Genomic DNA, 21,171 nt, shown 5'->3' with positions numbered 1-21,171 from the left:
GAGGATCTCCGGGCGCAGAAGAAGGAGGCATCGTGTCTGGACTATCCCGACGGGGCGTGTTCGGCCTGGCAGGCGCCGCAGCGGTCGCGGGCGCGCTCGGCACCGGGCAGGCGGCGGCCGCACCGGCAGGCGAGGCGCTGATCGGACCGGCCAAGGGCCGGCAGCTGCACGTGATGAGCTTCAACATCCGCACCGACACCAAGGCCGCGCCGCCGGACCCCGACTCGTGGCGCACCCGCCGCCCGATCCTCGCCGAGCTGCTCGGCACCGAGCAGCCCACCGTCCTGGGCGTGCAGGAGGCGCTGTACACCCAGGTCAAGGAGGTGCTGCAGGACCTCCCGCCGTTCTACGACTGGATCGGACTGGGCCGCGAAGGCGGTGGCCGCGGCGAGTTCATGTCGGTCTACTACGACACGCGCCGCCTGGAACCGCTGGACTACGACCACTTCTGGCTCTCCGGCACGCCGTCGGTGATCGGCTCCAAGTCCTGGGGCAACAACGTGATCCGGATGGTCACCTGGGTGCGCTTCCACGACCGCCGCAGCGACCGCGAGTTCGTCCACGTCAACACGCACTTCGACCACCAGTCGGAGCCGTCCCGGCAGCGCAGCGCGCAGCTGGTGGGCGAGCGGATCGCCGGGTTCGACGCCGGCCTGCCGGTGGTGCTCACCGGCGACTTCAACACCCCGGCAGGCGACTCGGAGTCCTACCGGATCCTCACCTCGGGCGGGCTGGCCGACACCTGGACGACCGCGCAGCAGCGGCTCACCCCGGCATGGGGCACCTTCGGCGGATACGAGGAGCCGGTGGAGGGCAAGGAGCGCATCGACTGGATCCTGCACAACGACCGGGTCGCGGTGCGCGCGGCGGCGATCAACGACTTCCGCCGCGACGGCCACTTCCCGTCCGACCACCTCCCGGTCCAGGCCCTGGTCGACCTCGTCTGACCGCGACCCGCGCCCGGGCGCGGCGTCAATTTCGTACGAAATTGACCGCTCACGGTGCCGGGACGAGCACGATCCAGATCTGGCCGGGGGCGAAGGGGATCGGTTCCCCGGCCGGATCCGCGTAGGTGGTGCCCAGTTCCGGGGCCGGGCGGTGCCAGCGGCCTTCGAACGCCGAGCCGTCGCGGAGCACCACGGCACGACCGGTTCCCACGGTCTCCGCGAACGGCGAGGCGTTGCCCACCACGTCCTGGAACGGCGAGTCCGACACCGGAACCTCTTGCAGCACAACGGTGCTCGGCATGAGACGTCCGCTGTCGGCGGCCGCGTAAGGTCGTCCGTCCATCGACACCAGCCACCGCTGCTCCGCCGGTGACCAGGTGAAGCCCACCAGCGCCGACCGGTAGGAGACCTCCTCGCCGCTGGTCGGGACACCGCCGCCGGGCACCGGCCCGAACGTCGGCGCGGCGTTCGGCGACCAGCCTTCGCCCGCGGGCAACCGGGACGGACGCACGTAGAGGTTGTGCGGCATCTGCCCCGGACCGCGGTAGTACGCGCCGGGCACCGCCTCCGGCGGAGCGCTGACCACCGGCGTCCGGCCGATCTCGGGCAGGAGTTCCGGTGCCGCGCCGGAGAACGCCAGCGCGGGGCGGCCGAACTGCGGCAGCAGCCGCAGGTCCGTCTGCCGCGCGCTGCGCACCGGCCCGACCACCGGTGGTCGCCGGGTGCCGAAAACCGCGATCAACCGGCTGATCCCGGCTTCCACCGGCTCCACGTACACGACGTCGGCCGCGCCGATGCCGGTCGGCGGGCGGGCCGGTGGCGCGTTGTCCACCTTCACCGCGAGCACTGGCGGCCCGACGGGCGGCGGCGCTGGTGGTGGCGGTTCGGGCGGTGGTGGCGGCACCGCGATCGGCACTGTCCGCGTGCCGGCCGGTTGCAGCGCGAGCCCGCCGAGCACCACGGCCCCGACGGCGACCAACGTGCCGAACACGCGCAACCACCACATCGCGCCTCCCCCTGCGGAGCGGTCCGCTGCCGGGTAGCTTCACCCGCTGCAACGGCGCCGACAAGGGGCCGACTGGCGTCTTTCCCCGGCAAGAGTTCCGTGAGCGCTTCGGGGCGCTGTGGCACCCCGAAACGCTCACGGCACTGCTCAGCTGTACGGACGCCGGTCGCGCGCCTCAGAGGTCGCCCGCGCCCACCACACGAGCTGGTCCAGCAGCACCTTCGCCGCCGCGGCCGGACCGGTGGTGTCGTGCGGGTTTCCGTCCGCGTCGAAGCGCCCGTGGGCGTGGTGGAAGCTGACCGTGTCGCGGACGGTCACCGCGTGCAGCTCGGCGAAGACCTGCCGCAGCTGCTCCACCGCCCGCAACCCGCCGGAGATGCCGCCGTAGCCGACGAATCCGACGGGCTTGGTCTGCCACTCCGCGTGCCCCAGGTCGATGGCGGCCTTCAGCGGCGCCGGATATCCGTGGTTGTACTCCGGGGTGACCACCACGAAGCCGTCGGCGGCGTCCAGCCGGGCCGTGAAGTCGCGCAGCTGCTGGGTTTCCGACGCGGGCATCACCGCGGGCAGGTCGACCTCCGCCAGGTCGATGAGGTCGATCTCCAGCTCCGGGTGCTGCCGGGCCTGCGCGGCGAACCAGTCGGCCACGGTCCTGGCGAACCGCCCTTCCCGGGTGCTGCCGACGATGATGCCCACGCGCAGTCGGTTCTCGGTCATCTCTTCCTCCCATGGTGATCGGCTTCCAGATCATCATGGAACTTCGACATTACTTGAAGTCAAGACGTGGCTCCGAACGTCCTCCGCAGCCCGTCGAACTCCTGCTCCGACAGCTCCACTCCCAGGTCGCGCAACACCTCCCGGAGCCGGCCCGGCGTCACCTCGGTCACCTCCCGCTCGCCCGAGGCCCGCTCCACGGTGAGCTTGTCGCCGACCAGGCCCCGGCTCACCCCGGGCGCCAGCCGGTACACCACCGGCTTGGCGACGAACGGCGAGTGCGGGTGGGTAGCGACGTAGTGGTTCGCCACCTCGTAGTCGGTGAACCGCTGCGGCAGCTCGTCGGAGGCGTGCAGCACCTCCCACCCGTCCGCGCCCGCCTTCTCCAAGTTCCACAGTGGACCATTGCGGACCAGCCGGTGCGGCCAGCCCGCCTGGTCCACCACCGCGCCGTCCTCGAACGGCATCGGCGAGAGCACTCCGGCACCGAAGCCCACATCGGCCAGGTAGTCCGCGCCCTCGACCCGGACCCGCAGCACCATGTGCGTCCGGTAGCCGGAACCGTCGGGCTCGACCCGCGCCATCCGCCGCTCGACGTCGAAGCCCAGCTTCTCCAGCACCGCCGCGAACAGCAGCCCGTGCTCGAAGCAGTACCCGCCGCGCCGCCGGCGGACGAGCTTGTCGTAGATGGTGGCCAGTTCGATCCCGGGTCCCTGCCCCAGGAGCACGTCGATGTTCTCGAACGGGATGGTCTGGACGTGCGCCTCGTGCAGCGAGCGCAGCGCCGCCGCCGACGGCCCGGGAACCGCCGGGTGCCCGATCCGCTCCAGGTAGCCCTCGAGATCGACCTCTTCCGCCTGCCACTCGTTCTTCGCGTGCTTCGCCATGCGCTCAGCCTGGCAATTCGAGTGCGCTGGAAGTCAACGCAGGTGCTCGCACTCGTCGGGTTCGGCGGGCATGCCGCCGAGGGAGTGCCAGAAGCCGAGCGCCTCGGTCGTCGGCTCGAACGGGCCCGAGCTCCACCGGTAGTCCGGCCAGGATTCGCGCAGCAGGCCGACGGCGAGGGTGGCCAGCCCGCGGCGGCGGCAACGCCGGTCGATGCGAACGTGCTCGAGCACGACGACCTCGCAGGCGTGGCAGACCCGCAGCTCCAGCTCGCCCACGACGAGCCCGTCCAACCGGATCTCCACCCCGGGCGGCCCGGCGGGCAGCAGCGCCGGAACCGCGGCCAACTCCAGATCACCGAGCATGCGGTCCAGCATGTCCGGTCCGGACCGGTTTGTCCTCCCGGAGATCCCCGGCTCACCTGACTCCGCGTTGCCAGGAGTCCAGGGCGATCAGGGTCTTGGTGCTGGTCACGCGGTGGCTGCGGCGGATCTCGTCGATGGTGCGCTGCAGGTGCGCCATGTCCCGCACCCGCATCCAGACCAGCGCGTCCGGGTCGCCCGCGATGGTGAACACCGCCTGCGCCTCCGGCATCCGCGTGGTGGTCTGGACGATCTCGTCGACGTTGCTGGTGCCCAGGAAGCGCAGCTCGATGAAGGCCTCCACCGGCCAGCCGAGCTTGGCGTGGTCGAGCTGGACGGTGTAGCCCAGGATCACGCCCAGTTCCTGCAACCGGTCGATGCGCCGCTTCACCGCGGCTGTGGACAGGGTCACGCGGGTGGCGATGTCCGACAGCGTGCGGCGCGCGTCCTCGCGCAGCAGCGCCAGGATCTCGTGATCCGTCGCATCGAGCGTCTGATCGGCCATGCGCAGCGATATTACGCAAAATTCAGCGGCGCGGAAGGGCTTCAGCGACCGAAGTTTGCGTCGACGTCACCGTTTCGGGTCGCGGTGTTGTGCGCCACACCGATATGAGTTGGAGTGTCGGCGATCACGATGCCTGCCGGGAGAAGGAGTTCGACATGGCCGGGTTCACGCTGGACGACCGCTACCTCCGGGAGGCGGGCACGGTCTACGTGACGGGGGTGCAGGCCCTGGTGCGGGTGCTGTTCGACCGGATCCGGCTGGACCGGCGCGCCGGGTCGAGCACCGCGGCGTTCGTCTCCGGCTACGAGGGCTCCCCGCTGGGCGGGTTCGACCTGGAGCTGGCCCGCCGCGCGAAGCTGCTCGGCGAGCACGACGTGGTGCACCGGCCCGGCGTGAACGAGGAGCTGGGCGCCACCTCCGTGCTGGGCAGCCAGCTCACCGGACGCCTCGGCACGCAGCACCCGGACGGCGTGCTCGGCGTCTGGTACGGCAAGGCTCCCGGCCTGGACCGGGCCAGCGACGCCCTGCGGCACGCCAACCTCGCGGGCGCCGACCCGCGCGGTGGCGCGGTCGCACTGGTCGGAGACGACCCGAACGCCAAGTCCTCCACGGTTCCGGCCGCCTCCGAGGCCGCGCTGGCCGACCTGCACATCCCGACGTTCTTCCCGGCGGATTCCCAGGACGTGCTGGACTTCGGGCGGCACGCCGTCGAGCTGTCCCGGGCGAGCGGGCTGTGGTCGGCGCTGAAGGTGGTGGCCAACGTCGCCGACTCGGCCGGGACCGCGACCGTCACCCCGGACTGGACCCCGCCCGAGATGCGCGCGGAGGCCTACTCGCACCGGCCCAGCGCCCGGCTGCTCGGCGCGGAGCTCGCCGGGCTGGAGAGCAGCCTCTACAACATCCGGATCCCGCTGGCGCTGGAGTACCTGCGGGGCAGCGACGTCAACCGGATCACCCGGTCCACGGCCGGAGACCGGATCGGCATCGTCGCCGCGGGCAAGTCCTACCTGGACCTCCGCCAGGCGCTGCGCACCCTCGGCCTGGACGAGCAGGACCTGGCCCACTTCGGCATCCGGCTGCTCAAGCTCGGCGCGATCCACCCGCTGGAGCCCGGCATCGTCCGGGAGTTCGCCGCGGGGCTGACCGAGATCGTGGTGGTCGAGGAGAAGCGGTCGTTCCTGGAGCAGGCGATCAAGGAGATCCTCTACGGCAGCCCGGACGCGCCGCAGGTGCACGGCAAGAAGACGCCCGACGGCCGCACCCTGTTCACCGAGCTCGGCGAGCTCGACCCGGACCGCATCGCCCGCGGCCTGGCCGACCGGCTGACCGCGCACGGCGAGGTCCCGCAGGTCGACGCCTGGCGCCAGCGGCGCAGGCGCGAGCGGATCTCCGTCCCGCTGCTGGCCCGCACGCCGTACTTCTGCTCCGGCTGCCCGCACAACTCCTCGACCAAGGTGCCCGACGGGACCGTGGTCGGCGCGGGCATCGGCTGCCACACCATGGCGCTGTTCATGGATCCCGACCAGGTCGGCGACGTCGTCGGCATCACGCAGATGGGCGGCGAGGGCACCCAGTGGATCGGCATGGCGCCGTTCGTCGGCACCGAGCACTTCGTGCAGAACATCGGTGACGGCACCTTCACCCACTCCGGCAGCCTGGCGGTGCGCGCCGCCGTCGCGGCGGGCGTGAACATCACCTACAAGCTGCTGCACAACTCGGCGGTGGCGATGACCGGCGGGCAGGACGCGGTCGGCGCGCTGCCGGTGGGCAAGATCGCCGAACTCCTGCTGCTGGAAGGCGTTTCGAAGGTCATCGTGACCAGCGACGCGCCGAAGCGGTTGCGCGGTCTGATGCCCCGCGGGGTGACGATCCGGCACCGCGACGAACTCCTCGCCGCGCAAGCGGAACTGGCCGAGGTACCGGGCGTCACGGTGCTCATCCACGACCAGGAGTGCGCGGCGGAGAAGCGCCGCAAGCGCCGTCGCGGCAAGCAGCCGACCCCGGCCGAGAAGGTGCTGATCAACGAGCGGGTGTGCGAGGGCTGCGGGGACTGCGGCGCGAAGTCCAACTGCCTGTCGGTGCAGCCGGTGGGCACCGAGTTCGGCCGCAAGACCCAGATCCACCAGTCGTCCTGCAACGTCGACTACTCCTGCCTGGCCGGGGACTGCCCGTCGTTCCTGACCGTGGTGCCCAGCGGCCGCAAGCAGCACCGCGAGATCAGCGAGCTGACGGCCTCCGAGCTGCCCGAACCGGAGCGCGGCGACGACGACTTCACCGTCCGCATCACCGGCGTCGGCGGCACCGGCGTGGTCACGGTGACGCAGATCCTGGCCACGGCAGCGGTGATCGACGGCCGCCAGGTGCGCACCCTGGACCAGATCGGCCTCGCGCAGAAGGGCGGCGCGGTGGTCTCCGACCTCAAGATCACCTCGGCACCGGTCGAGCAGGCGCCGAAGCTCGCCGCCGGCGAGTGCGACCTCTACCTGGGCTGCGACCTGCTGGTGGCCGCCGACCCGGTGCACCTGGCGGCGGCCGCCGCGGAGCGGACGACCGCGGTGGTGTCCACGACCGAGGTCCCGACCGGCCGGATGGTGGTGGACACCGAGGTCTCGTTCCCCGAGCAGTCCGGCATCCGCTCGGCCCTCGACGACGCCACCTCCCGCGCGTTCTACCTGGACGCGCGCGGCCTGGCCGAGGAGCTGTTCGACGACGACCAGTTCGCCAACATCCTCCAGCTCGGCGCGGCCTACCAGTGCGGCGCGCTGCAGCTGTCCGCCGAGAGCATCGAGCAGGCGATCGAGCTGAACGGCACGGCGGTGGCGGCCAACGTCCAGGCGTTCCGCCGCGGCCGCCAGGCCATCGCCGACCCGGACGCGCTGCGGGCCGAGATCACCCCGGCCCCGGTGGAGCCGCCGGCGCCGGGCCCGGCCGCGCAGCGGGTGCGGGCGCTGGTGAAGGCCGACGAGGGCTCGGAACTGGCCCGGCTGCTCGACATCCGGATCCCGGACCTGGTCGACTACCAGGACGAGGCCTACGCCCGCGACTACGCGGAGTTCGTCGAGAAGGTGCGGCGGTCGAGCTCGGACGCGGTGGCCGAGGCGGTGGCCCGCAACCTCTACAAGCTGATGGCCTACAAGGACGAGTACGAGGTCGCCCGCCTGTCGCTCGACGAGCGCCTGCAGGCCGACATCGAGGCCCAGTTCGGCCCGGGCTCCCGCTACGCCTTCCGCCTGCACCCGCCGGTGCTGCGCGCGCTGGGCATGGATCGCAAGATCAGCCTCGGCCCGTGGTTCCGCCAGGTGTTCCGGCTGCTGCGCGCGATGCGCAAGGTCCGCGGCACCCGGCTGGACCTGTTCGGCTACGCCAAGGTCCGCCGCGTGGAGCGCGAACTGGTCGAGCAGTACCGCGGCGTCGTCGAGCGCGCCGTGGCCGCCGACCACCCGGCGCTGCTGGAGCTGGCGGAGCTGCCGGACGTGATCCGCGGCTACGAGGAGATCAAGCTCGCCAACGTCGAGACCTACCGCGCGAAGCAGTCCGAACTGCTCAAGGCGCCGACGCCCGAGCGGGTCGCCGCGGTCTGACAGATGTCGAGGGGTGCCGGTTCCACCCGAGACCGGCACCCCTCGACGCCGAAAACCTGCCGGTTTCAGCCACTTCGCGGAACAGCGCTGAGCGGTCAGCGGATGCGCCCGGTCGCAACACCTTTGAGTTCAGCAGAACTCGAACTGCCGAACCCGAACCGCCCCTAGGCTCCACTGATGCAGATCTCGACCTCGGTGCCCTACGACGAAGAGCGCCTCCGACGCACGCTGCGCTTCCTCGCCAACCGCCACATGAAGACCTCCCGCGTCCTGGGCGCGGTCCTGCTCGTCCTGGGCATCGTGGTCATCGCGGTCGACCCGACGTCGATCCCCGGATACGGCTTCATCGCAGGCGGCCTGGCGCTGATGTTCGCGGTCGTCCCGATCATGGTGGCCTCGGGCGTGCGCCTCCAGTCCGAAGTGATCAAACAGGGCTACCACCTGTCCTTGACCGACGAATGGGCCCAGATCACCTACCCCCTGGCCGAGACCCGCTACCGCTGGCAAGGCCTGAACCAGGTCATCGAAACCCCGGACGCCTGGTACGCGATGTTCGGCAGAGCCCAGGCCCTGACGATCCCGAAACAAGCCCTGACCCCGGCCCAACGAGCGGAGTTCACCGCCTTCACGGCAAACCTCCCGAAGTAGGCCCGCCAGACCTCCACGCGGATCCGGACCCGGCGAGGGACCTTCCACGCCGATGCGCCGAGCCCTTCGCGAGCGCCTGACGGGGCCGGGTTCCGCGGAACCCGGCCCCTCGTATCAGTTCGGCAGGCGGATGCTGAGCACTTCGGCCTCGACGGCCCCGTCCGGCGTCGGATACCGGACGGTCTCGCCCTGGCTGCCGTGCGCCAGCGCCAGGCCCAGCGGGCTGTCGGAGGTCACCGTGATGTCCTCCTCCCCGATCAGGATCTCCTCGGGAATCGCCACGACCTTGTAGGTCTGCGTCGAACCGTCGGAGAACCGCAGCACCACCTCGGTGCCCGGCGCCACGCCCTGCACGTCGATCCGGCCGGCCCGCCGCTTCTCCAGCTCGGCGATGCGCTCGTCGATGGCGGCGACCTCGTCCCCGCCCTGCAGCTCCTGCGAGGCATCGCCGCTGTCGCCCGGTCCCGAGCTCTGCACCAGCTCGTCCACCAGCCGCTCCCGCCGCGCGCGCAACGAGCGGATCTCCTCCGCCAACCGCTCCCGGGCAGCCGGGTCCGCAACGCCCATCGCCGCTCCTCCCCGAAGTTTCCGCAGCTGAATGCTCGACGCCGGTGCCCGGGAGCACAACTCGATCAGGCCTGTTCGCCGACGATCTCGGCGAGCGCGGCGGCGACGTTCTCCTCGACGGCGGCCTTGTCGATCCCGAGCCCGGACAGCACACCGGCCCCGGCCTCGTTCTCCAGCAGCGCGAGCAGGACGTGCTCGGTGCCGATGTAGTTGTGCCCGAGCCGCAGGGCTTCCCGGAAGGTCAGCTCCAGCGCCTTCTTCGCCCCGGCGTCGAAGGGAACGAGGTGCGGCACCTCGTCGACGGCGGCGGGCAGCGCTTCGACCGCGGCCTGCCGCACGGCGTCGAGCGAAACGCCCTGCGCGACGATGGCCTTGGCGCCCAGCCCTTCGGCCTCCCCGATCAGCCCGAGAACCAGGTGCTCAGGCCGGATCTCGGCGTTCCCGGCGTCCCGGGCCTCCTTCTGCGACACGACCACGATGTTGCGGGCGCGCGGCGTGAACCGGCTGAACCCCTGCGAAGGGTCGAGGTCGGAGACCTCACCCGGCCCCTTGGGCACGAACCGCTTCTGCGCGGCCTGCTTGCTGACGCCCATGCTCTTGCCGATGTCGGTCCAGGAAGCCCCGGACCGCCGGGCCTGGTCGACGAAGTGCCCGATCAAGTGATCGGCGACCTCGCCGAGGTGCTCCCCGGCGACGACAGCGCTCGAGAGCTGCTCAAGGGCGTCCCCGTGCACCTTCTTGATGGCGGAGATCAACTCGTCCAGCGAAACGTGATCCGAAATCTTCAACTCATCCATACGTCAACCATAGGTTGACGATCCACCATCGTCAACCCCAAGTTGACGATCAGGCGGCGATCCGCTCGGGAGCAGTGCTATCAGCTCCTCGCGGTGCCGAGTGCGCGGCACAGGTCGCGGGCGAACGCGAGTGCCGCTGGATCCGGCTGGTCGGCGCGGGATGCCGACCGCAGCCAGTCGGCCAGCGGCTGGGCCAGGGCAGGAGACAGCGCGGCGATCCAGCGAGCGGTGCCCGCCCTGGCCTCCGCGACGTGCTCGGTCGCGCCACCGTCGAAGTGGGCGATGACCTCCGGGCGAGTCGCCAGCAGACCGCCCACTCGCCAGTCCCCGCGCGTTGATGCGGCAGCGAGCCGCTCCAGCTCGTCGGCTGCCGCACCCAGTTCGTCCTGCCCGCCGATGTCCACGCGCACATCATCCAGCAGGTGCGCCGCCACGACGTCGCGGTGCTCGTCCTACCCCGATGTGCTTTCCACCGGCCGCGTTGACGATCCTCCGAGTCATCCCACCGAAGACCAGGCCGTGGAAGGGAACTACCGCCCACCAGTACAGGTGTCCCAGCAGTCCGCGCGGGATGAACACCGCTCGCTGCCGGTAGCGGGTGCCGCCGTCCTCCGGTTCGACCGACAGCTCCAGCCAGGCGCGGCCCGGCACCTTCATCTCCGCCCGCAGGCGCAGGAAGCGTCCGTCCGCCAGCTCTTCGACCCGCCACCAGTCCAGCGCGTCGCCCGTGCGCAGGCGCTGCGGGTCGCGCCGTCCGCGGCGGAGTCCGACTCCGCCCAGCAGTCGGTCGATCCAGCCGCGCACCGCCCAGGCCAGCGGGAACGAGTACCAGCCGTGGCGGCCGCCGATGCCTTCCACCACGCGCCAGACCGGTTCCGGCGGCACGGTGGTGACGCGCTCGCGCACATCCCGGTAGACCGTGCCGCCGGACCACGCCGGGTCGGACGGCAACGGTTCCCACGGGGCGCTCACCGGTGACGCGTCCGACCACCGCGTCTCCACTTCGCCGCGCCGGATCTTGCGCAACGCCAGCGCGACCGCGTCCGGGAAGCGGGTCAGGCCGCCCTCGGGGCGCGCGATGTGGTCGTCGATGTCGTGCTCGGCGCAGACGGCTTCGTTGATCAGCGATTCGATGAGCGGCACCCCGATGCTGCGCGGCACCGGGGTCACGATGTTGATCCACAACGAGCTGAGCTTCGGAGACAGGGCCCGCACCGGCACCATCACCCGCTGCGGCAACCCGGCGACCGCGGCGTAGGTGCGCATCATCTGCGCGTAGGTGAGGACGTCCGGGCCGCCGATGTCGAAGGTCCGGCTCACCTCGGCGGGCAGGTCGGCCGCCGCGACCAGGTAGTGCAGCACGTCGCGCACGGCGATCGGCTGGACCCGGTTGCTCACCCAGCGCGGCGTGACCATCGCGGGCAACCGCTCGGTGAGGTACCGCAGCATCTCGAAGCTGGCCGAGCCGGAACCGATGATCACCGCGGCTTGCAGCACAGCGGTCGGCACCCCGCTGCGCAGCAGCGTCTCCCCCACCTCGGCCCGCGACCGCAGGTGCTCCGACAGCTTCCCGGCGGGATGCACTCCGCCGAGGTACACGATCCGCGACACCCCGGCCTGCCGAGCAGCCCACCCCGCGACGGCCGCCGCACTCCGGTCGAGATCGCCGAATCCCTTCTGCTGCAAGGAATGCACGAGAAAGTACAGGACGTCCACGCCTTCGCACGCCGTGCGCACCGAGCCCTCGTCGGACAGGTCCCCGCGCACCACCTCGACCTGATCGCGCCACGGAACATCGCGGAGCTTCTCCGGCGTCCGAACCAGGCATCGCACCCGGTACCCGCCGACCAGCAACCGCGGCACGAGCCGCCCGCCCACGTAACCGGTAGCCCCGGCCACCAGGCACAACCTCGTTCCCCCAGTGCTCATCCACACCCGGCTACCCGACTTCGCCCCCGGCCACGCGGCCGACGGGTCAGTCGTCCTTGTTGTGGGCTTCGGCGCCGCAGCGGCCGCTGGCGTCCACCGGGTTCTCCGCGACCACCTTCTCGTCGATCAGCAGGCGGCAGACCGTCCCCGGCGGGGCGTCCGCCACGTCGAGAGTCATGAAGCCGAAGCCGACGTTCCGGCTCTCCGAGAACGGCAGGCTCCGTGTCTGGGGTTCGACGCGTTCGCCGGGGAACTCCGCCCTGATCTGCGCGGTGCCCTGGCCCCGGACCTCCATCTTCACGTCCCAGCTGCCGCCGAACAGGCCGCAGCCGGACAGCGACAGCGCGGCGGTGGTCAGGGCGGTGGCCAGGCCCGCGGCCTTGAGCGTCTTCATCGGCTTTCTCTCTCCTCCAGCGCGTTCCGACGTGACGATCTTGCGCCCGGCCGGGTGGTCGCAGGATCGGCCGAACGACCGGTGATGCCGGTCGCCGTTCAACCGAAAGTCTGAACGAGGTCGTCCTCGCCGCGGATAGCGTCGGTGCCCGTGACACGTGTTCCGCGGGTACCGCTCGCACCGCAGCAGCTGCTGACCGGCGGCGTCCTGCTCCTCCTCGCGCTGTTCGACCTCGCCGTCTTCAACCTGAACGGCCCGTCCGGGCGCGTCCTGGCGCTCAACGCGCTGGTGATCGCCGTGCTGGCCTGGCAGGTCGACCGGCTGTGCCGCCGGGAGCGCGGTGGGCTCGCGATCGGGCTGAGCGTCCTCGCGGCGCTCCTGTCCGGGATCACCACTTACCTGGTCGGGGAAATGGTGCTCCAGCGGACGCCGGGTCTCGTCGAGGCGTTGAGCCTGCTGCTGGTGGTCCGCACGTTGTGCCGGCGGCTGCGCTACTGGCAGCTCCTGCCGTCGCTGCTGCCCTTGCTGGTGGCGCTCGCCTGCCTGCCGAGACGGCTGCCCGATGTGACGAGCTGGCCGTTGTTCGACGACCTGGAGCTGTGGTTCGTCGTGCTGCCGATCGCCTTCGTCCTCTGGGGCTTCCGGCTCCGCGCCGAGGACGCCGCGCGACTGGCCGCCGCGGACCGGGTCCGCCGGGCGGAACAGCTCGAACTCGCCCGCGATCTCCACGACGACGTGGCGCACTACGTGACCGCGATGATCGTGCAGGCCCAAGCCGGCGAGCTGGTCGAGGATCCGGACAAGGGTCGCGAGCTGTTCGGCAACATCGAGCGGACCGGTCAGGACGGCTTGGCCGCGATGAGCCGGATGGTGCGCCTGCTGCGCGAGTCCGACGCCGAACCGGCACCGGCCCGCGCGGAGCTCCCGCTGGAGGTGATCCGCGGCCGGGTCGACCAGTTCGCCCAGACCGGCATCCCGGTGCGGTTGCGGCTCGCCGACGGGATCGACGCCGGTGCCTGGCCGTCCGACGTGGTCAAGACGGTCGAGCGGCTCGTGCAGGAAGGGCTGACCAACATCCGCAAGCACGCACGTGCCACGACCGACGTCGAGGTCGCGATCGAGTCCTCCGGCGGTCGGCTCGCCGTGCACGTCCGCAACGACGGTTCCCGGCCGGGGCTGGGCAAGTTCCGGCCGAGCGGTTACGGGATGATCGGTTTGTCCGAACGCGTGTCGGCGCTGGGCGGCGAACTCTCCAGCGGGCCGCTGGAGAACGGCGGCTGGCTGGTGAGCGCGTCGATTCCGATCCGATGAGGGGCGCCGTGACCGTGACCGTGGTGGTCGCCGACGATCAGGAACTCGTGCGGACCGGGTTCAAGCTGATCCTCGACGCGCAGGACGACATCTCGGTGATCGGCGAGGCGGCCGACGGAGCGGAAGCCGTCGAGGTGGTCCGCAGGCTGCGCCCCGACGTGTGCCTGATGGACGTCCGGATGCCGAAGATCGACGGCCTGCGGGCGACCGAGCAGCTCAAGCGCGACGCGGCCACGGCCGCGACGAACATCGTCGTGGTCACCACCTTCGACATCGACGAGTACGTCTACGCCGCACTGCGGGCGGGCGCGAGCGGTTTCGTCGTGAAGAACTCCGGCGCGCGGCTGCTCACCGAAGCCGTGCGCGCCGCGAAGAACGGCGAGTCGCTGATCTCCCCGTCGGTCACCGTCCGCCTGCTGGAGCAGCTGAACACCAAGGCGTCCGAGGACGAAGCGGCGAAGCGGAAGCTGTCCGACCAGGAGCTCAAGGTCGTCGTCCGGGTGGCCCGCGGCCGCACGAACCAGGAGGTGGCCGCCGAGCTGTCGCTGGCCCTCAGCACGATCAAGACCCATCTCGGCAGGATCCAGGACAAGCTCCACCTGCGGAACAGGGTCGAGATCGCGGCCTGGGCCTGGGAGCACGGCATCGTCGCGTGAACCCGGCCGACCGGGACCGCCTCGGCCACCCGGCGCGGATCGTCACGGCTCCCGGTGGTCTGGTTCCAGGACGCGCCAGGCGATGACAGCGCCCACGACCGCGAACGCGGCGCAGTTGAGCATCGCGACGCTCTGGGCCTGGGTGAATGCCGAGCGGGCGGCATCGACGAGGTCGTGCTGCTCGGTCCCCAGCTGACCGAGGGTGCTGCCGAGCGATGATCCGGCGTGGACGTCGAGCTCGGGAGACGCGAAGAACCGGTATCCGGCCGCGACGGCACTGCCGATGAGGGCGACACCGAGAGCGATGCCCAACTGCTGGTGCGTGTCGTTGAGCGCCGATCCCAGCCCCGCGCGATCTGGTGGCACGGCACCGAGGACCGTGGTGTGGACCGCCGGGGACGCGAGCCCCGATCCGGCACCGGCGAGGAGCAGTCCCACCGCGATGATCGCGTACGGGCTGGTCGGGGTGAGCGCCGCGAGGACCGCGAAACCCGCTGCGGTGACGGCGAAACCGGTGATGATCGAGCGGCGGTGACCGATGCGGCCGGGGAGCCGGACGCCGATGGGCGAAGCCCCGACCACCCCGAGGGCCAGCGGCACGATCGCGAGACCTGCCTGCAGCGGGGAGCGGCCCAGGACGTGCTGGAGGTGCTGCGTCAGCACGAACAGCACGCTGCCGGTTCCGATGGCCAGGACCGCGACCGCAGCGCTCGCCCCGGCGAACCGCCGGTCCCGGTAGAGGCTCATGTCGATCATGGGAGCCCGGGCGGGCCGCTGGCGCATCCAGAACGCGACGGCGGAGATCGCAGCCACGACCAAGGCCCCGAGGACGATCGGCGCGACCAGCCCGTGGTCGGGCACGAGGGTGATGGCGGCGACGAACGAGCCCATCGCAGCGGTGAGCGCCACCGACCCCACCAGATCGATGGTGCGGTGCTGCCGGTCGCGGGACTCGGGGACCAGCCAGGCGATCAGCACGATCGCGACGACGGCCAGCACCGCGTTGATGAGGAAGATCCCCGGCCAGCCCCACTCCTCGACCAGCATCCCCCCGGCGAGCGGCCCGGCGGCCATCGCCGCCGATCCCACCGCTGACCAGACCGCGAACGCCTTGACCCGTTCGCCGGGCTCGAACGCGTGCACGAGGATCGCCAGCGTCCCCGGCATCACCAGGGCCGCTCCGACGCCCATCACCGCGCGCGCTGCGATCAACCACCACACCGCGGACGCGAAAGCCGCCGCCACCGAGGACGCGGCCAGGATTCCCAGGCCCACGAGCACCGCCGACCGCCTGCCGCACCGGTCCGCGATCAGACCGGCCACGACCAGGAGACCGGCGAAGACCACGACGTAGGAGTTGACGACCGCCTGCAGCTGGGCGGTGCTCGCCGCCAGATCGTCCTCGATGGTCGGGATCGCGACGTTGAGGATCGTGTTGTCGACGACGATCACCGCGAGCGCGACGCAGACCGCTGCCAGCACCACCCACCGCCGACGGCCGAGCCCGGTATCGCCCACTTCTCCTACAGTCATGAATTCAACCTACAGTGTAGGTCAATCTCCATGGCGATAGAGTGGGATCATGGTCGAGCGACGCAACGATGACGCCCCGGGCGCGGTGTGGTTCCGCGCACCGCAGCAGCGCCGCAAAACCCCGGCGCTGAACCGGGAACGCATCGTCCGAGCCGCCGTCGACCGCCTCGACCGCGACGGGACCGAAGGGCTGAGCCTGCGCAAGATCGCCGGCGACCTCGATGTGCACGCCACGAGCCTGTACTGGCACGTCGCCACCAAGGGCGACGTCCTGGACCTCGCGCTCGACGAGGTCTTCGCCGAGATCGCGCTCCCCCGCGAGAACCGTGCGACGGGCTGGCAGGACGTCGTGCTGACCTACATGCGCGAACTCCGCACCGTGCTCCTGCGCCACCCGTGGGCGGCATCGCTGGCCAGCACCCGCCCCCTGGCCGGGCCGAACGCACTGGCTCGATCCGAGATCGTCTACGCCGCGCTCGCCGAAGCCGGACTCGACGGCGAGGAACTCGCGGCCGCAGCAGCAGCCGTGTCCAACCTGGCCATCGCCACGGCCTCAACCCAAGCCGCCTGGGCCCGGCAGCCCGAATCCGCGAGCCGCAACGCCCTCCACCAGCGCATCGCAGCAGAGCGAGACCGCTACCCCACCCTGGCCGAGCACCTCGAATGCCACCTCGGGGACTGGGATTCGCAGTTCGAGATCACCGCCCGAACCCTCCTCACCGGCCTCGACCCGAAGAACCGCTGACCACGCGGCGGACGGCGAAGCCGGTGCCCCGCGCGGTTTTCGCTACGCCGGCGATATGCGCCGACTCGTAGCATCGCGAGCATGCGCGTGCTGATCGTCGAGGACGAGCCCTACATGGCAGAGGCCATCCGCGACGGGCTCCGCCTGGCAGCGATCGCGGCCGACATCGCCGGTGACGGCGACACCGCCCTGGAGCTGCTGCGCGTCAACACCTACGACATCGCCGTCCTCGACCGGGACGTCCCAGGCCCCTCCGGTGACGAGATCGCCGAACGCATCGTCGCTTCGGGCAGCGGCATGCCGATCCTCATGCTCACCGCCGCCGACCGCCTCGACGACAAGGCCTCCGGGTTCGAGCTCGGCGCCGACGACTACCTCACGAAACCGTTCGCCCTCCGGGAGCTCGTGCTCAGGCTCAGAGCCCTCGACCGCAGGCGCGCGAACAACAAGCCGCCGGTGCGCGAGATCGCGGGCCTGCGCCTGGACCCGTTCCGCCGCGAGGTCCACCGCGATGGCCGCTACGTCGCGCTCACCCGCAAGCAGTTCGCCGTGCTCGAGGTCCTGGTCTCCGCCGAAGGCGGCGTCGTGAGCGCCGAGGAGCTCCTGGAACGGGCCTGGGACGAGAACGCCGATCCGTTCACCAACGCCGTGCGCATCACCGTCTCGGCACTGCGCAAACGACTCGGCGAGCCGTGGATCATCGCCACCGTCGCCGGGGTCGGCTACCGCATCGACGCGGCACCCGGCACCGGAGCTGAGCGTGGATAGGCGGCGTGGTCCGAGCGTTCGCCTCAAGCTCACCCTCAGCTACGCCGGGTTCATCATGCTCGCCGGAGCCTTGCTGCTCGCGGTCGTGTGGGTGTACCTGCTGCGCTACGTGCCCGAAGTGATCTACTTGCCGCCCGTCGCGGAAGCCCCGGACCAGGCCTCCGGGAGGTTCGCACCGGACAGGCCGCCCGAGCTCTTCGTGCCCAACCAGTCCGACCTGCTGCGCGCCTTCGCCCCGAAGGCGGGCCTGGCGCTGGCGTTCCTGCTGGTGCTCGGTCTCCTGGGCGGCTGGGTCCTCGCCGGCCGGATGCTCGCGCCCCTGACCCGCATCACGCACGCCACCCGCCTGGCCGGGAACGGATCGCTCTCCCACCGGATCCGGTTGGAGGGCCGCGAGGACGAGTTCCGCGAACTCGCCGACGCCTTCGACGCCATGCTCGCCCAGCTCGAAGCGCACGTCTCCGAGCAGCAGCGGTTCGCGGCCAACGCCTCCCACGAGCTGCGCACCCCGCTGGCGATCACGCAGACGCTCCTCGACGCGGCCCGCCAGAACAGCGGCACCGGCGAACTCGTCGACCGCCTCCACCTGGTCAACACCCGGGCGATCGCCCTCACCGAAGCCCTGCTCCTGCTCAGCCGCGCCGGTCAGCGGTCCTTCACCCGGGAACCCGTCGACCTGTCCCTCGCCGCGGAAGAAGCCACGGAAACGCTCCTCCCCCTCGCGGAGAACCGCGGCCTCACCATCGAAACCACCGGTGACCTCACCCCCGCGCTCGGTTCCCACGCGCTCCTGCTGCAGATGACCACGAACCTCGTGCACAACGCGATCGTCCACAACCTGCCCGAGCAGGGCGCCGTGTGGATCAGGACCAGCGTGCACGCCGAGACCGCGGTGCTCACCGTCGAGAACACCGGCGCGAAGCTCTCCCCGCACGTGGTCTCCACGCTCGTCGAGCCGTTTCAGCGCAGCACCGAACGCGTGCGCACCGACCACTCAGGTGTCGGCCTCGGACTGGCGATCGTCAAGAGCATCGCCGAAGCGCACGACGGAACCCTCGTCCTCACCCCCCGGGACGGCGGCGGGCTCCGCGCCACGGTGCGACTGCCCGCCGCGCGCTCCGGCGGGTGAGCCCCGCCGGAGCGGCGGCCGCGGTCTCAGGCGATGGGGAAGTCGAAGTAGGTGCCCGGGTGGGGTTCGTCCTTCAGCGCGTAGTGCCACCATTCGCGGTCGTACGACCGAAAACCGCAGTCCTCCATGACAGCTCGGAGGAGCCGCCGGTTCTCCGCCTCGACCTGCGTGATGCCTGCTGCGCCGTGGTGCGAGATGGGATCCATCAAGTCGTGACCGCCACCCATGGGGGAGAGTTCACCGGTGGTCAGCTGGTACAGCGTCAAGTCCACGGCGCTGCCCCGGCTGTGGCCCGACCTGGCGGCCACGTACCCCTTCTCGACCATCTCCGACCTGCGGATGTTCGGGTAGTGCCGCGACTTCGTCCGGCCGTCCTCCGGCTCGGTCGACCAGCGCAGGAACCGGTCCACCGCGCGCTGCGGGCGATAGCCGTCCCACAGGTGCAGGCCGAGACCGAGGGTTCCGGCCTTCTCCTGCGCCCGCTCCAGGGCGTTGCACAGGGCCGCCGTGCCGACGATTCGATTCGCCAGGTACCCGTCCACCGGCGCACCGGTGAAGTTGTCCGAGGTGGCGTACTTGGCGTCCCAGCGCACTCCGGGCACGAACTCGTCCACGAAGACGAAATCCCCGTTCACCGGGCATCCACCGCCAATGCCAGCGACACGACCTGGTCGATCACTTCGGAGAGCGGCATTCCGGCCGCCGCCATCATTCTCGGGTAGCGGCTGTAGGAGGTCAGGCCGGGCAAGGTGTTGACCTCGTTGAGGACCACCGCGCCGTCCTCCCCCAGGAACATGTCCACCCGCGCCAGCCCGCTGCATCCCAGCGCGCGGTACAGGGCCTTGGCCGTCTCCTGCACGAGCGAGCGCGACTCCGCCGGGATGTCGGCCGGGACGATGAACGTCGCGTTCTCCGAACCGTTCTCCGGCTCGCTCTCCTGGTGGATCCTGAAGAAGCCGTGCGACAGATCGACTCGATCCACCTCACCTGCGATCAGGTGCCCGCCGCTGCCCAAGATCGAGCATCCCACCTCGCTGCCGGCGACGGCCTCCTCGATCAACACCTTCGAGTCGTACTGCCGCGCGGTCGACACCGCATCGACCAGCTCTTCCTCGCGGGTCACCTCGGTGACGCCGAAGGACGAGCCCGAACGAGCGGGCTTCACGAAGACGGGGTAGGCGAACCGCCCGGGATCGACGTCCTCGCCCTCCGCGACGGCCCAGAATTCCGGCGTGGCGATCCCCGCACTCCTGGCGACGGTGTAGGTGAGGGACTTGTCCATGCACAGCGCGGAACTCTGGACGTCGCAGCCCACGTAGGGGATGCCGGACAGCTCCAGCAACCCCTGGATCGCACCGTCCTCGCCGAACTTGCCGTGCAGAACGGGCAGCACCACGTCCAATCCGATCGTTTCGCACTTCCCCTCGTCCAGGACGACCAGTCCGCGCACGCTCCTGTCCGGGGACAGCACGGCCGGGCGGGAGCCTTCCTCCCAATCCGCGTCAGGCCCGTCGCAGAGATGCCAAGCGCCGCCCTCCGTGATCCCGATGTAGAACGGTTCGTACTTGTCGGCATCGAGGTTCTTCGCGACCTCTCGCACGGACTTGATGGAGACGGGGTGCTCTTCGCAGCTCCCGCCGAACAGAATTCCGATTCTCAACTTATCCACGACGACTCCCGCTCGCAAATCTCAGACAGCCTCTGATGGAATTCTCAACGATGTCGCGCAGGGCGTGATCCGTGTAATAAGCGGTGTGCGGACTCACCAGCACGTTCGGCATCTCCTGCAGCCGCAGCAACGCCTTGCTCGCCACGGACCTGCCTCGGCAATCGGCGTAGAACGTTCCTTCCTCCCCTTCGAGCACGTCCAACGCCGCGCCACCCAACCTGCCGCTTTCCAGCGCCGAAACGAGCGCCTCGGTATCGAGGAGCGAACCGCGTGCAGCATTGATGACGAACGCGCCGCGCTTCATCTGCTCGAAGCGCTGGCGATCGAGGAGGTGGTGCGTGTCCGCGTTGAGCGGCGCGTGGAGCGTCACGACATCGCTCCTCCGCAGCAATTCACCGAGCGAAACGTACTCGGCGGAAATCTCGGGACGACGGTCGTGGGCCAGCACCCGGCAACCGAAACCCCGCAGCCTGTCCACGACCGCCGCGCCGATGCGCCCTGTTCCGACGACCCCGACCACCAGGTCGCGCAGCTCCTTCCCGCGCACCTCGTTCAACCTGTAGTCGTGGACGTCGGCACGCCGGACGGTGGACTTCGCGTTCCGCACCGCCATCAACATCAGCATCAGCGTGTAATCGGCCACGCTGTCGGGCGAGTAGGCGACGTTCTCGACGGAAATGCCCACGCTCTGCGCGTATCGCACGTCGATGTGGTCGAGCCCGACGCTCCTGGTGGAGATGTAGGTTATTCCGGCTTCGCTGAGCGCCAGCAGGACGGAGTTCGCGACTCGGGATTTGTGACCGACGCTGACGCATCGATTCCCGAGCGCGAGCTCGACGTTGTCCTCGGTTGCCGCAGCCTCCGCGATGGTCGGCACGACGTTGAAACGAGACGCCATCTCCCGGAACAGAACTGCCTCGTCCTGCCCGCATCCGTACACCGTGATTCCCACCGGCGGCCGGGTGCGGCGCGCCGCCGTTCCTGCAGGCTCGCTGTCGGTCATGCCTCCCAGCAAAGAGCACGCG

22 protein-coding genes are annotated in these 21,171 nt (G+C 70.5%); 8 read left to right on the top strand and 14 right to left on the bottom strand.

What is annotated here, in order from left to right:
- Positions 1–32: 32 nt before the first annotated feature.
- Positions 33–947: an endonuclease/exonuclease/phosphatase family protein gene (locus OU416_RS33250; protein WP_270931035.1), complete on the top strand. Its 915-nt coding sequence runs from the start codon at positions 33–35 to the stop codon at positions 945–947.
- Between the two features lie 49 nt (positions 948–996).
- Here OU416_RS33250 and OU416_RS33245 read toward each other — a convergent pair whose 3' ends face one another.
- From OU416_RS33245 to OU416_RS33225, 5 genes are all read right to left on the bottom strand, one after another.
- Positions 997–1,953: a DUF3048 domain-containing protein gene (locus tag OU416_RS33245; protein WP_270931034.1), complete on the bottom strand. Its 957-nt coding sequence runs from the start codon at positions 1,951–1,953 to the stop codon at positions 997–999.
- Positions 1,954–2,100: 147 nt separating this feature from the next.
- A complete protein-coding gene (locus tag OU416_RS33240; RefSeq protein WP_270931033.1) occupies positions 2,101–2,670 on the bottom strand; it encodes an NADPH-dependent FMN reductase in 570 nt (189 codons plus the stop codon).
- A gap of 59 nt (positions 2,671–2,729) precedes the next feature.
- Positions 2,730–3,554: an arylamine N-acetyltransferase family protein gene (locus OU416_RS33235; protein WP_270931032.1), complete on the bottom strand. Its 825-nt coding sequence runs from the start codon at positions 3,552–3,554 to the stop codon at positions 2,730–2,732.
- A gap of 33 nt (positions 3,555–3,587) precedes the next feature.
- A complete protein-coding gene (locus OU416_RS33230; RefSeq protein WP_270931031.1) occupies positions 3,588–3,917 on the bottom strand; it encodes a hypothetical protein in 330 nt (109 codons plus the stop codon).
- A 52-nt stretch (positions 3,918–3,969) separates the two neighbouring features.
- On the bottom strand, positions 3,970–4,419 hold the full coding sequence (locus OU416_RS33225; RefSeq protein WP_270931030.1) for an Lrp/AsnC family transcriptional regulator: 450 nt from the start codon (positions 4,417–4,419) through the stop codon (positions 3,970–3,972).
- A 155-nt stretch (positions 4,420–4,574) separates the two neighbouring features.
- Here OU416_RS33225 and OU416_RS33220 point away from each other — a divergent pair, with 155 nt between their 5' ends.
- Entirely contained in the window at positions 4,575–8,000 is a 3,426-nt protein-coding gene (locus tag OU416_RS33220; RefSeq protein ID WP_270931029.1) for an indolepyruvate ferredoxin oxidoreductase family protein, read from the top strand.
- Between the two features lie 177 nt (positions 8,001–8,177).
- Positions 8,178–8,648, top strand: coding sequence for a YcxB family protein (locus tag OU416_RS33215; RefSeq protein ID WP_270931028.1), 471 nt, complete (start codon positions 8,178–8,180; stop codon positions 8,646–8,648).
- A gap of 114 nt (positions 8,649–8,762) precedes the next feature.
- On the opposite strand, the gene OU416_RS33210 is transcribed toward OU416_RS33215, so the two are convergent.
- The 5 genes from OU416_RS33210 to OU416_RS33190 form a co-directional block, all read right to left on the bottom strand.
- A complete protein-coding gene (locus tag OU416_RS33210; RefSeq protein ID WP_270931027.1) occupies positions 8,763–9,215 on the bottom strand; it encodes a GreA/GreB family elongation factor in 453 nt (150 codons plus the stop codon).
- Between the two features lie 65 nt (positions 9,216–9,280).
- Complete coding sequence (locus OU416_RS33205; RefSeq protein WP_270931026.1) at positions 9,281–10,012, bottom strand: Clp protease N-terminal domain-containing protein; 732 nt, start codon at positions 10,010–10,012, stop codon at positions 9,281–9,283.
- Positions 10,013–10,092: 80 nt separating this feature from the next.
- Positions 10,093–10,416, bottom strand: coding sequence for a hypothetical protein (locus OU416_RS33200; RefSeq protein WP_270931025.1), 324 nt, complete (start codon positions 10,414–10,416; stop codon positions 10,093–10,095).
- Positions 10,417–10,423: 7 nt separating this feature from the next.
- Positions 10,424–11,941: an SDR family oxidoreductase gene (locus OU416_RS33195; protein ID WP_270931024.1), complete on the bottom strand. Its 1,518-nt coding sequence runs from the start codon at positions 11,939–11,941 to the stop codon at positions 10,424–10,426.
- A 46-nt stretch (positions 11,942–11,987) separates the two neighbouring features.
- Complete coding sequence (locus OU416_RS33190) at positions 11,988–12,335, bottom strand: hypothetical protein (protein ID WP_270931023.1); 348 nt, start codon at positions 12,333–12,335, stop codon at positions 11,988–11,990.
- A 150-nt stretch (positions 12,336–12,485) separates the two neighbouring features.
- Here OU416_RS33190 and OU416_RS33185 point away from each other — a divergent pair, with 150 nt between their 5' ends.
- Together OU416_RS33185 and OU416_RS33180 are read left to right on the top strand one after the other, a co-directional pair.
- On the top strand, positions 12,486–13,646 hold the full coding sequence (locus tag OU416_RS33185; protein ID WP_270931022.1) for a sensor histidine kinase: 1,161 nt from the start codon (positions 12,486–12,488) through the stop codon (positions 13,644–13,646).
- Between the two features lie 8 nt (positions 13,647–13,654).
- Positions 13,655–14,302 (top strand): response regulator transcription factor, encoded by a 648-nt coding sequence (locus OU416_RS33180; RefSeq protein WP_270931021.1) that lies wholly within the window; start codon positions 13,655–13,657, stop codon positions 14,300–14,302.
- Between the two features lie 42 nt (positions 14,303–14,344).
- On the opposite strand, the gene OU416_RS33175 is transcribed toward OU416_RS33180, so the two are convergent.
- Complete coding sequence (locus tag OU416_RS33175) at positions 14,345–15,835, bottom strand: MFS transporter (protein WP_270931020.1); 1,491 nt, start codon at positions 15,833–15,835, stop codon at positions 14,345–14,347.
- Between the two features lie 49 nt (positions 15,836–15,884).
- On the opposite strand from OU416_RS33175, the gene OU416_RS33170 reads away from it, so the two are divergent.
- The 3 genes from OU416_RS33170 to OU416_RS33160 all read left to right on the top strand — a co-directional run bounded on the left by OU416_RS33170 (position 15,885) and on the right by OU416_RS33160 (position 18,477).
- Positions 15,885–16,580, top strand: coding sequence for a TetR/AcrR family transcriptional regulator C-terminal domain-containing protein (locus OU416_RS33170; protein WP_270931019.1), 696 nt, complete (start codon positions 15,885–15,887; stop codon positions 16,578–16,580).
- Positions 16,581–16,661: 81 nt separating this feature from the next.
- Positions 16,662–17,348: a response regulator transcription factor gene (locus tag OU416_RS33165; RefSeq protein WP_270931018.1), complete on the top strand. Its 687-nt coding sequence runs from the start codon at positions 16,662–16,664 to the stop codon at positions 17,346–17,348.
- Entirely contained in the window at positions 17,341–18,477 is a 1,137-nt protein-coding gene (locus OU416_RS33160) for a sensor histidine kinase (protein WP_270931017.1), read from the top strand. The genes OU416_RS33165 and OU416_RS33160 overlap by 8 nt, the downstream gene beginning before the upstream one ends.
- Positions 18,478–18,503: 26 nt before the next feature.
- Here OU416_RS33160 and vanX read toward each other — a convergent pair whose 3' ends face one another.
- From vanX to OU416_RS33145, 3 genes are read right to left on the bottom strand one after another with little or no spacing between them, the layout of a single operon-like run.
- Positions 18,504–19,112, bottom strand: coding sequence for a D-Ala-D-Ala dipeptidase VanX (vanX, locus tag OU416_RS33155; protein ID WP_270931016.1), 609 nt, complete (start codon positions 19,110–19,112; stop codon positions 18,504–18,506).
- The gene (gene vanA, locus OU416_RS33150) at positions 19,109–20,146 is read right to left on the bottom strand and encodes a D-alanine--(R)-lactate ligase (RefSeq protein WP_270931015.1); all 1,038 of its coding nucleotides are present in this window, start codon (positions 20,144–20,146) and stop codon (positions 19,109–19,111) included. The genes vanX and vanA overlap by 4 nt, the downstream gene beginning before the upstream one ends.
- Positions 20,139–21,149: a D-isomer specific 2-hydroxyacid dehydrogenase family protein gene (locus OU416_RS33145; RefSeq protein ID WP_270931014.1), complete on the bottom strand. Its 1,011-nt coding sequence runs from the start codon at positions 21,147–21,149 to the stop codon at positions 20,139–20,141. The genes vanA and OU416_RS33145 overlap by 8 nt, the downstream gene beginning before the upstream one ends.
- Positions 21,150–21,171: the final 22 nt, after the last annotated feature.

This window comes from Saccharopolyspora indica (assembly GCF_027853965.1).
GTDB lineage: Bacteria > Actinomycetota > Actinomycetes > Mycobacteriales > Pseudonocardiaceae > Saccharopolyspora > Saccharopolyspora indica.
This window is presented reverse-complemented; position numbering and strand designations above follow the sequence as displayed.